This window comes from Bradyrhizobium sp. RP6, from assembly GCF_003837805.1.
Lineage (GTDB): Bacteria > Pseudomonadota > Alphaproteobacteria > Rhizobiales > Xanthobacteraceae > Bradyrhizobium.
The window spans coordinates 1-13,629 of record NZ_RQIT01000032.1 but is presented as its reverse complement, the minus strand read 5'-3'; the positions used below and the strand labels follow the sequence as shown (position 1 = coordinate 13,629).

7 protein-coding genes and 2 pseudogenes are annotated in these 13,629 nt (G+C 58.4%); 3 read left to right on the top strand and 6 right to left on the bottom strand.

All coding sequences use genetic code 11. The features are described 5' to 3' along the window. Positions 1-235: 235 nt before the first annotated feature. Positions 236-985 (top strand): P-loop NTPase family protein, encoded by a 750-nt coding sequence (locus EHH60_RS34055; RefSeq protein ID WP_036031156.1) that lies wholly within the window; start codon positions 236-238, stop codon positions 983-985. A gap of 59 nt (positions 986-1,044) precedes the next feature. Further along, positions 1,045-1,764 (top strand): hypothetical protein, encoded by a 720-nt coding sequence (locus EHH60_RS34050; protein WP_036031124.1) that lies wholly within the window; start codon positions 1,045-1,047, stop codon positions 1,762-1,764. A 461-nt stretch (positions 1,765-2,225) separates the two neighbouring features. Here the strand turns inward: EHH60_RS34050 and EHH60_RS38335 are convergent. From EHH60_RS38335 to EHH60_RS34040, 3 genes and pseudogenes are all read right to left on the bottom strand, one after another. Continuing rightward, positions 2,226-2,701, bottom strand: a pseudogene (locus tag EHH60_RS38335) (NEL-type E3 ubiquitin ligase domain-containing protein). 63 nt (positions 2,702-2,764) lie between these two features. After that, positions 2,765-3,343 (bottom strand): hypothetical protein, encoded by a 579-nt coding sequence (locus EHH60_RS38330; RefSeq protein ID WP_050996249.1) that lies wholly within the window; start codon positions 3,341-3,343, stop codon positions 2,765-2,767. A 38-nt stretch (positions 3,344-3,381) separates the two neighbouring features. After that, complete coding sequence (locus EHH60_RS34040; protein ID WP_050996247.1) at positions 3,382-3,588, bottom strand: hypothetical protein; 207 nt, start codon at positions 3,586-3,588, stop codon at positions 3,382-3,384. A gap of 3,360 nt (positions 3,589-6,948) precedes the next feature. Between EHH60_RS34040 and modC the strand changes: the two genes are divergently transcribed. Then, a complete protein-coding gene (modC, locus tag EHH60_RS34025) occupies positions 6,949-8,061 on the top strand; it encodes a molybdenum ABC transporter ATP-binding protein (RefSeq protein ID WP_311740022.1) in 1,113 nt (370 codons plus the stop codon). A 980-nt stretch (positions 8,062-9,041) separates the two neighbouring features. On the opposite strand, the gene EHH60_RS34020 is transcribed toward modC, so the two are convergent. From EHH60_RS34020 to ltrA, 3 genes and pseudogenes are all read right to left on the bottom strand, one after another. Continuing rightward, on the bottom strand, positions 9,042-10,517 hold the full coding sequence (locus EHH60_RS34020; RefSeq protein ID WP_124163619.1) for an IS4 family transposase: 1,476 nt from the start codon (positions 10,515-10,517) through the stop codon (positions 9,042-9,044). A gap of 161 nt (positions 10,518-10,678) precedes the next feature. Further along, positions 10,679-11,545, bottom strand: a pseudogene (gene tnpC, locus EHH60_RS34015) (IS66 family transposase); the annotation flags it as partial. Between the two features lie 151 nt (positions 11,546-11,696). Continuing rightward, entirely contained in the window at positions 11,697-12,992 is a 1,296-nt protein-coding gene (gene ltrA / locus EHH60_RS34010) for a group II intron reverse transcriptase/maturase (RefSeq protein ID WP_124163618.1), read from the bottom strand. Positions 12,993-13,629 lie beyond the last annotated feature (637 nt).

Sequence of the window (13,629 nt, the reverse complement as noted above, 5' to 3'; positions counted from 1 at the left end):
ATTCCAGCTGCCCACAAACCTCACGTAGATCACCAATACAAGTGATTACTTCCATTCTCAGGCCTGCATCATCGGACCACGTCACTCGCTTAATGTTGAAAACGTTTATCAGTTGCAGAGCTCCAGCATCGAAGGTTCATTGCCCCTTCTTTCTGCCATGATCGCGCCCAAAGCAGAGACGCGCCGATTGCGCACCTTGCGCGCGGCAATGGCGAGTGTCTCAGGAGATGTTTCTATGGTGAAGCCAGTTGTAATTGTGGTCGGCGCGGACAAGGGAGGAGTCGGCAAGACGACCGTATCACGAACGCTACTGGACTACTTCAGCGTCAACAACGTGCAAACACGCGCATTCGACACAGAGTCGCCCCGCGGAACGCTGAAGCGCTTTTATCCCGAGATCACTGAGATCGTCGACATGACCACGACGGCGGACCAGATGAAGATCTTCGATACCTTGAACTCAGGGCTATCCGTCACTGTCATCGATGCTCGCGCAGGACTACTGTCTTCTGCGTTAGCTTCCTTGCGCGACATCGGCTTTTTGGACTCGGCACGGTCTGGCCAGATCACATTCGCCGTGTTCCACATCCTGGGATCATCCATCGCTTCGCTAGACGAGATCGCGGAAACCGCGACTTTCATGAGCGGCGCAAAGTACTACCTCGTCAAGAACTTCATCAACGACACTCAATTCTTCCAGTGGGATCAAGCGACTTATAATTCCTATTTTCACCGCATCAAACATGCGACTGAGCTGACCATACCGAAGCTCAACGAGATGGCCTATGAGCAGGTGGAAGTCGCATCCATCCCATTCATAGACTTCGTGGCAAACAAGGGACGGAACGATGAACCTGCGAACAACTCCTTCGTCCTGCGCGGCTATGTCCGGCACTGGCTGGCAAATGTCTGGAGCGAATTCGATCGCATCAACTTGACGGAATTGGCGGGGGCCAAGTCCGCCACCCGGGCCGGCGAAAAGTAGCGGCATATCCGGCGAGCTCCGGTCGGGCCTACGTACGGAACGAAATTGATCTGCTGGCTATGTTAGCGACCCCCATCTACATCATCTGCTCTCCTAGCCCGCAGGTCGGTAAAACCCTCATCGCTCGGGCTATGAGCGAGTTCTTGCTGCTGAAAAACGGCGCAACGCTATCGTTCGATGTGAACTTGAAAGAGCCGTCATTGCTCGACTACCTCCCCAACATCACGGAGACCGCGGATGTGATCGACACTTACGGCAAGATGCAGCTGATGGACCCTCTGATCATCCACGATCGGGTACCCAAGGTAATTGACCTCGGCTTTCACGCCTTCGACGAATTCTTCAAGATGTGCGAGGAGATAGGCTTCATGAAGGAGACGGCGCGCTGCTATGTCGCCCCTATCATCCTCTTCGTCGCGGGCGCAGACCGCATCTCCTTTCGCGCTTATGAAATGCTGCGGCGGCGAATTCCGCCGGCGTCGCTGGTCACCGTCCACAATGAATTCGTGCTGCGCGGCGAATTACCGGAAGCGATGGATCACGAGCGGGTGATTCGGATTCCCGCACTTCCGCTGTTCCTCAAACGATATATAGACCGGCTTAGCTTTTCCTTCACTGGATATCTGCGCAACGAGAAGGACTGGTCCACCGAGCTGCATCAATGGATCCGACGGAATTACAGCCTGTTTCGCGATCTGGATTCGAGTGTGACGCAGCGAAGGTCCGATCGTCGGCGGGGAACGGATATCGATAGCCTACGTTGCACAAGGGCCACTTGAAAGTTCGCTCTGATCCGCATCTATTCGTCCGGCCTATGAGTGGTCGTTGACCGCTGACTTCAATGGCGTTCGCAACGCGAACGCATGAATTGCGGTATACGACTGTTCGCTTGGATCTCCACCTTACGATCGTGCGCACGGGCAGCGCGAGGGCAATTGACGGCAGATCATTCGCCAATGGCTGATGCAGGCGGCCCGTCCAAGAAACGATAGCAGCCTTGGCTGGTGAGCGGCTAGGCGGATCGAAGAGGTCTTCCTTCGGGAGCCGCTCATAGCTTCAGGTCGAATTCTCCGAGCACCTGATGCATGACCGCGCCTTTGATCTCGCGGGCGATCTCGTCTCGTGTGTGGGCGCCGAGGACCCGCTCGGCATCGGCGTCGCCTGTTAGACCATGCTCGGCCAGTCGCTCAAGCGGGTTTCAAACTGTACGCTCATCGCCTCGACGAGCCGCTCCTGCATTTCAGCATAGTCTTGGGGTGCGATGCGCCTCACCACGCGTTCCTGGTTGCCAGCACGCTGCCAAATAGTCCGGAAATTCCGCCGCTTCCTGCTCCCGCACCGATGCCTCGGCCCTGGCCACATCGCCCTCGGTCACGTGAGAGACGTTCATGAAGCGCATGTCGGGAGCGGTGTGCCGCAGCTCCAGCGCGTCGCGCAGCCGGGTCTGGTAGGTAAGGTAGACCTCGATCTCATCGACATCTGCGTCGGGATCGGCACGACGAAGTGAATTGCCCTCTCGCGCGCGATCCCCTCAAGCGCTTCCGAGCGAAACATGACGCGGCCGTTCTGGAGCAGTTCGCCCAGTCGCCCGTCATAGACGCCGTCCTCGATATCAGCGTTCAGGCGTGCAGTCCGCATGCCGTTCCAGACCAAAGTAATGCGATCTTCGCAGCTCGCGTTCGCTCCCGAAGCCATCTCGAAATACTGCTCGCGCAAATGCGGCCTGAAGGCTGCCTGCCGCAGATCTTCGGCGACCGCCTGGCGGAACGCCTCATGATGTTAGTTCACGGTGCCCCGGAGCCCATCGAGGAAGCGGTGCATAGTCCGCGGCCCCCGCCTCATGGGCGAAGTGCTGCCAAGTGGCCATTGCCGTGGGCTCGCCCTCGAGCCAGTCCGCGGCGACCTCTTGTAGCGGCCGCGGCTGAACTTCCACCGCTCCAGCGGTGATCGAGAAGAAAACCTGAGGGCCGGCATAGTGTCCGGCATCGCTGTTGCCTGGCCGGCCTGCACCCAATCGGCGAGCGGATTATTCTCCAGATTAACGCTCGACTCACGGCCTAGGTGCGTCAGCAGGGTCTCGCGCACGCTGGTCAGCAGATTGTTGCTGGCACCGAACCATAGCAGCTGGTGCGAGACGGCCTCAGGCAGGCTGGTCAGCCGGTTGTGGCTGGCGCTGAGCCATTCGAACTCGGCCGGGAGAGGCTCGGGCAGGTCCGCCAACTGATTGTACTCGACGTTCAGACGCTGGAGCCCGGCCGGAAGCCGGGGCAGGTGGGTCAGGCGGTTACCGCGCGCGTCCAACTCCTGAACCGTTTTTGAAGGCGTCGGGGAGGCTTGCCAGCTTATTGTTGTCGACATTCAGGCGGCGCATCCCGGTCAGAATGGCCGCAGACAGCCTAACACCACGACCCTCCGGCGCGGATTTCCTCGAAACTCGGCAGAACTTTAGATCGAAACTCAGCCTCCGCCTTTTGCTGGAACATCGAATGGTCCACGTTGCGCAGTTGCTTGTCGCGCGTGACCACCACCGTTGAGAATTCAACGATGTCGCTGGCGCGATCGCTTTCGCCTAGCGCCCTCGCGAGGCTGGTCTGAACGGACATGAGACCTCCCAAGCTGTCGCCGCAGCGCTCGTGCCGCTATCAGTGCTGCCTGTCGCCGCCTCTGGATAGATGAACCGTCTGCTGGAGTACTTTGCTCGCGAGCTGGCTGTTCACCCAGCGCGTTTTCCCTGCACCAGCTAAGGGGTGGCTAGGCTGGGTCAGACACATCCTATTGCCCGCATCATTCCATCATCCACGCTATCTCGCGGCTCCAACCGTCAAGTTGTACTTGACGATGCCGGCCAGGCGCCCCGTGCCGACCATCGAAATGGCCTTCCTGGCCATCGCCCGCAGGCAAGAAAACTGGAAATCAACAGGTCGTCGCCGTGATCTCCACTTGCGATGGGACGTCAACGCCTGCCAACCTTTATCTGTGGCGCATCAACAACGCTAAAACCTGGCGCAGCGTGGGATTCAAGCTATTCAATCGCTCTTCTGAGGCGTGCACAGCCGATGTCGATGGCAATGACCGTCTGTGGAATGCTCAATTGGCTCGACACTGCGTCCATCGACATTTTACCTTGTATTACCAAGATCGCAACCGCGTTCGCTTCTTGATTGGCTGGCGCGTGCCGTGGATCGCACTCAGGCTGGTTTGCGTTCCTCACAATTCGTTCTCATGGCTTTCCCATGTTGTGGATAAGCTCCACCTCGCCCATGGATTAGTTATCGGGTAAGCGATTGTGAATGCCTATAGCACGCCGGATCTACTTAACTGCTCGTCGGCCAACCAAGCTTGTGGAAGCGCTGAAATTATGCAGGACACACGATCGGGGCGCCGTGAAACCGCGAAAATCCGCCGCGATTAGTCGTCACACGCGCGGTGTCGGGTGATATTGATTGGTAAGAGTTGCACACATCTTGCTCGGGGACAACGGGCGGAAAGTCGTAAGTCCTCAGCTCAACTATTCGGCAGAAATGCGGAGCCAAGCAACGGCCGCTCAGACGATCGCCATGCTTGATACTCCAGGGACGAATATCAGTGATGACTTCGATTGATGATACATTAAGTGAGATCAGATGGTTGCGAAACGAAATCTGGCGCTGCCGTCGATTACTTGGCACTGGTCTGCTTGGCGCGGAGCGGGAGGCCGTGGAGAAGCGTCTGCATGAACAGCTTTCTGCCTTTCAACGACTCGTATCGACGGCCTTCCCTTTAGCCCTGAGCTCTGAAGTGTATTCTTTCAAGAGTACCACGTTCGGGCGAAGCGACTCCCCTGGAGCGCCCATCGAAAACGCCGCAATGGCATCAAGCGGTTGCCTCGAGAAGTCGATCAGCGGCTAACAAAAGATGTTTTCCTAGCGCACTCTATTACCTTGAGCCCGGCAGTCCAGCCCAAGGTAGTTCCAAGCTGAGAATCTAAGGGAAACCAACTCCAACGCTAATATTCCGGCGAATCGTCTGCCCGTCACTACCGCTTAGCTTACCTGCCCAAAAACACCTAGTCGCCGACCATAACGGTATAGATTGGTGAGCAGTACGGAATTCCTGCATATGTCAGGCCATTCCCTCCTCAGCTTACGCAGTTGTCGTTCGGACCCGTTACAGCGAACCCATAGCAACGTCACGTAAGCCTCGAAGTCGCCGTATGGCTGCAGCGCTGTTTGAAGCGCAACTGCTGCCAATCGATCCACGGATCAGTCCTCAGATAGTTGAGCTGCGCGAGGCAGGCTGATCCTTCAGTCCGATCAACTTGCAGCCACCAAGCTGGTCAAACCCCGGGCCCGGTCAGGCTGAACACCTCACTATCGTTCGAGTTCGCAACTGCCGTGCCTCACTCTGGATGAAGGCCTACTGGACGCCTGTTGAGAGATTGTCTCGACCGGTCGCTTTTGTCCGCGGCGGCGGTAGGCATCATGCGTCGGCATTCGCGGCGTAAGTTTTTGAAGTTTTCCGTAAGACAAAACATGGCCACATCAGCATCGTTACGGCCTGTAAAGCGGTCACAGAAGCGGATCACGTCTGGTTTGCACGACACCAAGACTTCCTCGGCCCGACGATCTCGCGCGCGAGCATATCCTGTGCACCACGTCGCTGCGATCGCGATCGCAGCGAGGACGGCCGAATAGCGATGCGCATTGCAGGTCCAGCCCATTCGTCGCTCTTGATTCACCAAACCTCTCAACTGTTTTTCTTTGCCCCGCGAGGCTGATCTGTTTACCGGATTCGAGCGCTTCGGCAGCCACTGGCTCACTGTTCCGGGCGCCGCAATGATAACGGCGCCCCGAATCATCGTCCCGCTAGGCGCAACACGCATTGCGAGGACCGGGATCAAACAGAGATCCGGCCGTTTAGCGCTTGTGTGCCGATGTTGGCTCCCAATATGGCGTTTTGCTTCGCAATGCCTACATCCTGACGTTACGGGCGATTCAAGCACTTTGAGCGCGCGGACAGCGCATATCATCTCATATCAGCGCTTTTTCGAAGAGAGGCTGCCAACCTTCTCCTTCGCGCAGATCGGAAGGTGCGCCAGCCGGAGGCAGCGACTTGTGTATCACTGACGCGTTTTACGGCCGCACATTCGCCGAAGCACCGTCTCCAATGCGAGAGGCATGGTTTCACCCTCAGGTGCCATCTCATAGCTCCTGCATGTGCGGTTGGCGACGCGAACGTCCAAGGTCCTACAATGCGGCGATTTAGGACGCAGGGTGGAGACCGATGCAAAGCCTCCCTTGCCACTAGCCGGCCAGGTATTCCTTAAAACGGCACGCCGATTGCTGGGTAAGGATAAAGCTGCCGCGAAGGAAGCGGTCGCGGCGGAGCCGGGATTCCAATGAAGTTAATTCGATTCATCATGATCGATCTAGCTTTGATGCTACTCGCACCTGAGAGTGCAAAGGCCACCATTGTGGCGACGGACGCAAACTTCGAATCGGCTCGCGAAGCTGTGGGATCCGTAATGCCGAGTTCTGGCCCCGAGCCAGTATTCGGCTCTGGCGTGATCGGACAGCTTTACCGCCAAGCCTCTCAAGCCGCGCTATTCGAACATGCGCTCGGCCCGCCAAGCAGACTGACAACCTTGCGCTGCTGGAAGGGCGCTTACCTCTCAATGGCAAGTGCAGCGAGCAACGTCCGATTGCCACAATCCTAGCGGCGCGGAGCTGCTCAACAAGACTCCGGTCTTGATACCAATCTGCAGTCCGCCCCCTACCCTAGGCCCTCACGCGAGCAGAAAAGCCCGTGCTGCCGCGGGATAGAGTGGATCGTCGGAAGCATGGCGATCAGCTCCACTGCAGCCATTGGCCTCCTGACTTAGCTGAGAAGATACAGCACATGCTAAGGTTCATCAGAGAAGCCAAAAAGGGCTATATCGAAGTTGCCTTCAACGGCTCTCTCGGAAGCATTTTGCTAGATACGCAATTCAGCGTACAGCCAAAGGCGTCACAGCGATTCTTGGTCCGCCCGGGTGCGGCAAAACTACACTCGCGCGCTGCATCGCTGGCGTCCAGCGCCTGCCGAATGGATTCTGTGCGATTGATGGGGAGATTTGGCAGGATGAGACTACGTTTCGACCGACTCATCTTCGTCACGTCGCATTTGTATTTCGCCTACCGATTCTCTCTTCTCATTTGTCTGTACGACACACCGTTTTATACAACGCGTCCAAATCGGAACAGGCACTGATCGATTTTGATGGTGTGGTCGAATTGCTCGCCTTGGCGCCACTGCTCGAGCGTTTGCCATCAGATCTTTCCGGAGCGGAGCGACAGCGACTCGCCCTTGGCCGTGCGCTGTTGGGCCAGCCTCGGCTACTCTTGCTGGACGATCCACTCATTGGGCTCGACCGCTCCGCCAAATGCGAGATCCTGCCCTTTCTCGAGCGCATGCGGCAAACGCTTCCATTGCCGATGATTTACTTCGGCCATGACATCGCTGATATCGAGCGTTTTGCCGATTATCTCGTGATGATGAAGGGTGGCGCCGTGACTACGGCCGGTCCGCTCAATGTCATTCAGAGCGATGCGGCGCTTGCCAGGCGGGGCGAAGCGGCAGTCTGTCTTGATACTACGGTCGGCGGGTATGACGGGCGCTATGGGCTGATCATGCTCCGCCTCAAAGCTGTGCGCTTTCTGATACCTGGAGTGCCGCTTACACCGGGCGCGCAGCTGCGGCTGCGCATCGCTGCCGACGACGTCAGCATTGCGCGCGAACCTCGGCGCGCAAGCTCTATCCTCAATGTTTTTCCAGCACGCATAAAAGCCTCTCTGCCGCACGGCGAGGCTGAGGTCACCTTGGTTCTGACCCTTGAAGCCGGCCGATCTGGCGTGCCGCTTTTGGCGCGCGTCACACGCCGCTCCTTTGATGCGCTACGGCTTAGCAATGGAGGGCAAGTATTCGCGGAGGTCGCGCGCGCCGTTCCGCTCGGGCTGCCGAGCGGTTGCTTGCAACGCCTACCACATTCGCAGGAGCACCTTCGACAGCTATGCCCGATGCGAGAAAAACACCAACAAGATCCCGGCCGTGATCGATAATCTACATGAGATCGATCCGAATAGTGTTCCGGGCAGTTCTCTACCCTCCAAAAGACGAATAGGCTACTGGCCGATGTGGCTCAGGATGTCGGGCACCAATGCGTACGCATCGGCGACAGGTGCAGCGACACTCGAGGCCAGCAAATGGGCACGCACGTTATACTCGCAATCGATTTTGCGAGGGGAGAAAAGATCTCGATTTCGCAACCACTCGGCAGCAGGTGCCCTTTAGTCTTGATATAAATGGGCTTGCCGAGCCCGCAGCCGTCGGACCGGCCAGCTGTTTCTCGTTCTTTTAGCGAATTTGCTGATCGCGAGGAGATCGATCTTATTGCGAAGCGCGCGGGAAAAGGCCGACCGGCGAGCCTCACCGCGGACTTGGCAGGCTGCTGCCTTGATCGTGGCGCGCAGCCGGGCCCCATCCGAGCTGCGGTGCTTTGGTTACAACCGGACGACCTGAACGCGACAGTGGGGCTGCCGAGCACGTCGGCTCCGCAACCGTCCATCAGAATTTTTGCCATCTCCGGAAGCCGCCTTAGCTCTAGCGTCCGCTCCTGCGTCACATTGATGTCTTACGAACGCGCCGATTGTGGACCCTCAACGGCGAGACGTCGCAGTTCGACCAGCTGCGCGCGCTAAATAGCGCAAGCCGACATCAAGCCCGTAGCTGGCTTTGCGGTACCTACCGGTCGATGACGAGACTGCTACGGTTCGGGTCTGACGTCTTCCCGCCAAGTCCCTGACCAGCGCCCGCGTGCCGTCGAGCTCAAAGGCACCCTAATCCTAGCCATTCCTCTGCTGGGGTATGGCGGTGTTTTATAGTTGGCTCCAACGCCTTGTGAGAGCATTGGTGCTCCAGATGACCGTCAGCTTAGTGCTGATCGAGGCACCAAGCGCGCGAACATGCCCGGACCCAAGCCGCGGGGCTGGTCTTGTTGCGCCCATTCCAGACCTAAGAACGTAACCGTCCGGTGAGGCTTTCAATTACCCACATTTCCAGCCGTTGCGATTTCGGCGCCAAGTTCGATATCTGTGAGTCTTGAGAGGCCGCGCCAGATGACAACATTTCCAGGCGGCGGATCGCCCGCCCTGGCCAGGTAGCCACCCAATCGTGCAAGCTTGGTGAGATAAAATGCAAGGGTTCCAGGGCGACATCGTCGATGGCTGGCGCCGCTGATGAGTCGATCGAGCAATGCGATCTCGGTATTCGTCAGTGCGAGCTTCGGTGGCGCGTCCGGGGCGATGCGATTGAGCATGGTGAGCCAGAGGACGCGCCAGCTGAGAATGCAGAAGACCGCCATTAGATTGGCAAGTCGCTCCGCGGTCCGGAGTTTTGAGTCTTCCGCCTTGCAGCCCGATTTCAGGATCTTGTGGAATACCTCGATCTTCCACCGCATGGCGTACCAGTTGATCTTCTCGATTGCTTCGGAGCGACTGCGGACGGCTAGGTCAGTGATGAGCTTCCACTCAATTGGTTTACGGTCCTTTGGCGTACCGCGCTCGGTGGCATGGATTATCGTCAGGTCGAGGGCCGGATAGCGTTTCTGCTTCCCGATGGGCGGTAAGACCACGATCCGCTTGAACTTGATTTCCAGCGCGGCCTTCGTCGCCTCTCCCTTGTCGTTGCGCACGTCGATGTAATGCAAGCCTTTGACGCTGGTCTCTTCCATCTCGGTTGCGATCGTATGACCGCCATCGCCTGCCAGCCGGTCGACGCAGGCGCGGACAAGGAAGTGGGCGCCAAGCTCTTGCGTCAGGCAATATAATTCGTAGATGTCGCTTTCGCGGTCGCCGATATGAATGCAACGCGCCGGCTGTCCGAGCCGCTCGATCGACTGCCTGAGATTGTCGAGCCAGCGAACGCTTTCCTTCTTCTCAATCGGAACGCGGGTCGGGTTGATCTTCTTCTTGAGCTGCGCCGTGCCTTTGAACTTTTTCCGTGTCCAGAACTTCACCGCCGCCAATCCCAGCGGTAGGCCCTCGACAGTCACGGCGAGACTGGAATGCATCAGCATTCCACAGACCGTGTGATGGCGCCAACGGCCGTCCTTGTCCCGGCCGCTGTTGACGCTCTTGGTCAGGCCAATAGCGCTCGTGTTCGCGCGCTGGTAGGAGAATTCCGTAGTGTCCTGAATAAGGAGGATCGGGCCTCTACAGTCATCGTAACGCGCGCGGGTGGCGGCGAAGTGACCGCTGAGGATGTCGGCTTCCTCCACGCGATCATTGGCGAAGAAGCGGTAGGCCGCTTTCGTGTTCGCCCAGTCCTGGCACGCGAACGGTATGCTCCCGCCCATGCCGTCACCAATTTGCTTCAACAGCTCGCTAAATCGTTGACCGAGACGGGCATCCTTGAACGCTGTCTTGTCGATCTCACGCTCCGTCCAATGTTCGACGGCACTTTCATCACCATCATCCGGGCCGGCCGACCAACGACACGTCGTTCCGCTTGAACACATCAAGGCACCTCGCCGTCGCGATTCAGGTGCCCGACAATGAATCACAAGCGATTCATCCGATTCAAGATTTTTCGATTAGGACTATCGCAATCGAATCAAGCATTTGTGGGTAATTGAAAGCCGGTGAGGGCCGCGGGATGATCCGCGGTGCGGTGGCCCGATCAGGCCGCAGACTGAACAGGGCTGTTCTTCCATTCCCAAGGCAGCAGCTCATTGAGCCGACCTTGCGGGGTGCCGGCGATGCGGGCCAAGACGTCCGCCAGCCAGGCTTGCGGATCGACGTCATTGAGCTTTGCCGTCATGATTAGCGTCGCCATGGTGGCGGCGCGGTCGGCACCACGTTCGGAGCCGGCGAAGAGCCATGACTTGCGGCCGAGGGCAAAGCCGCGCAGCGCGCGCTCCGCCGCATTGTTTGTCAGGCAGATCCGCCCGTCATCAATGAAGCGGGTGAACCGATCCCAGCGGCGCAGCATGTAGTCGATTGGCTTGGCAACTGCAGACGAGTTCGACAGCCGGGCACGCTGCTCGCGCAGCCATGCTTCCAATGCCGTTAAAGGCGGAGCGCTTTGCTCCTTGCGCATGCGCAGACGCTCTTCGGCGCTTTGGCCATTTATGCCGCGCTCAATATTGAACAGCGCATCGATGCGCTTGACCGCCTCCAGGGCAATCGGCGAGATCGCTGCGGCATTCTTGTCTCGCCTCGCATTGGCCGCGATGTCCGCCAGCTCGAAGAACTGGCGCCTAGCGTGGGCCCAACAGAGTGCGGACGTGATCGGCCCCTGCGCGCGCGAGGCGTCATACAGTTCGTTGTAGCCGCTATAGGCGTCGGCCTGCAGGATGCCGGAGAAGCTTTGAAGATGCCGTGTGGGATGCTCCTGCCGTCGGTCGCACGAGGCGTAATAGAGCGCACCCGGGGGCGCCCGTCCGCCGAATGGCCGATCGTCGCGAACGTAGGTCCAGATGTGCCCCTTAACCGTCTGGCCCTTGGCCAGGATCGGCACTGTCGGGTGAGTAGGCCGGAGGGATTTCACCTCCAGCCTCTCGCAGGTAGGGTCGAAGACTGGCGCGCCGACAGGCCTCTCGACCGTGCCACGTTTCCAGTCCCCTCCACGTCGCACGCAGCATGCGGATTTCCCGCACTGCGCGCTCCCATTTGCTTCACGCCAACGCTTATGGGACCTATCCTGCTGGGGCGACTTTCGGCCCGTCGCGTCGCACTCTGTAGGCGTTGAACAGCCCGAGAGTGTCGTACAGCCACCGCCTATTCCATCGTTCCCAGCCGAAGCCCTTTCGTTTCTGAGCATGCGCCAGATGGCGCCTGACCTTCTTCTCCACCCAGTCTTTGATGAAGCTGAAGCACTCGCTGGAATGCCCCACCGCGAAGTAGTTCACCCACCCCCGGAGCATCGGATTGATCAAGTTTATCACTCGTTCAACCGGTTGCGACCGGTGTCGGCGGAACACCTCTTTGAGCGCCCGCACCAGTGCCGTCCGCTTTTTGAGCTTGGGCGTGTAATGCGGCCGCATCGCTCCGCTTAGTCCGCGGAAGTAGCGGAACTCAAAGCCCAGGAACCCAAAGTACTCACCGCGCTCAAGGTCCACTGTGCGGCTCTTTTCATCATTGATTTCCACCTGCAGCTTGGCGAACTCCTCCCGGAGTCGTTTGGTCACGGCTCCAATCAGCCAGTCATGACGCTTGTAGGCGTCGATCAAGACCACCAGGTCGTCAGCGAATCGCGCGTATTCGACGTAGGTGTACTTGCGGGTGACTTCCCGCGCTCGCTCCAGCATCCTGTCCACCTCATTGAGGTAGAGATTACTGAGTAAAGGCGAGATCACACCGCCCTGCGGAACGCCCTTCTTGCCTGAGGCTTTCAGCATCATCTTTAGGAGATGCAGTATATGCGCGTCATCAACCCGCCGCGCCACTTTCTCCAACAGCCGGTCATGCCGGACATTGTCAAAGTAGGCCCGCAGGTCAATGTCGAGAATCCGCGTCTTCCGTTGGACTATCGCTTCAGCCACACGCTTGATGGCGCCATGTGCTGTCCGTTTGGGCCGATATCCATACGACCCCGGTTGAAAGTCAGCCTCGAACACAGGCTCGAGGATGAGCTTGAGCGCCCCTTGCACCACTCTGTCGCGGATCGCCGGAATCGAGAGGACACGGACTTTGCCCCCGTCCTTCGGTATCTCCTGCCTCCGCGCGGGAAGTGGCTGGTAGGTGCGCCCGATCAGTTCGTCCCGTAACTGCTCGAGCAGAGCTTCCACGCCTTGCGTCTCAATGGCCTCGAAGGTGACGCCGTCTATTCCCGGTGCTCCATCGTTCTCTTTGGCCATCTCATACGCAGCGCGCAGGGTCTCCATCTTGCAGACGTGGACGTATAGTCCCCAGAACCGCCAGGACGGTTCAGCCTTTGCCTTGACGTATATTCTCCGCCTCAGGTCCTGCAAATCGATGGACGCCTTTGTCATCTCGTCCTTGCCTTCCCTATGTTGGAGACATTGCAAATGGCAGGGTCCCTTGGCTCCACGGATATTACTCCGCTTCATTGCTACTCCGGACCCGGCCGCCACCCTCTCGTCTTCGGCCGACTTCCCGGTTTCGCCGGTTATACGGCCTACCTTGCTCCGACGATTTCGCGTCGGGACGAGGAGGGCTTCTCCAGTTGCTCAGCATGTCCTTGTCACCGTGCTGTCGCTTCCACCCCGCCGAGGTGAACATCCGTATCGGTCAGTCTTCAGTTGCTCATGCTGCCTTCGCCCTCCGGTTGAAGGCTCGGCCCTCGGGGATACTCACTTTCGAGGCCACAACGCGTTCACTTTTATTACGGCCCGATGACTCGTAGCCTCCCCTGGGGAGACTTTGTCGATAGGCTTCAGAGTTTCAGTTTCCATCACCTCTGCTATCCAAACTACGGGGCTCTGACTTCTACCCCGGCAGGTTTGTCTCCTGCTGAACATGCCAGCCTTCGCTGGACACACAACCGGGCGTGAGACTCTCGCCTCACCCGGCTCCCATCAGGCAAGCTTGCCGCCATCGCCGAGTTGCCAATGCACAAAGAGCCTGCGGTTCTCACGCGCGATCTTCTCCAGGAAGAGACGCGCGCGT

Excerpts from the sequence above, each read along its gene's own strand:
- ltrA (WP_124163618.1), bottom strand. The coding sequence starts at position 12,992 with ATGACAAAGGCGTCCATCGATTTGCAGGACCTGAGGCGGAGAATATAC.
- EHH60_RS34055 (WP_036031156.1), top strand. The coding sequence starts at position 236 with ATGGTGAAGCCAGTTGTAATTGTGGTCGGCGCGGACAAGGGAGGAGTC.
- EHH60_RS38330 (WP_050996249.1), bottom strand. The coding sequence starts at position 3,343 with ATGTCGACAACAATAAGCTGGCAAGCCTCCCCGACGCCTTCAAAAACG.
- EHH60_RS34050 (WP_036031124.1), top strand. The coding sequence starts at position 1,045 with ATGTTAGCGACCCCCATCTACATCATCTGCTCTCCTAGCCCGCAGGTC.
- EHH60_RS34020 (WP_124163619.1), bottom strand. The coding sequence starts at position 10,517 with ATGTGTTCAAGCGGAACGACGTGTCGTTGGTCGGCCGGCCCGGATGAT.
- EHH60_RS34040 (WP_050996247.1), bottom strand. The coding sequence starts at position 3,588 with ATGTCCGTTCAGACCAGCCTCGCGAGGGCGCTAGGCGAAAGCGATCGC.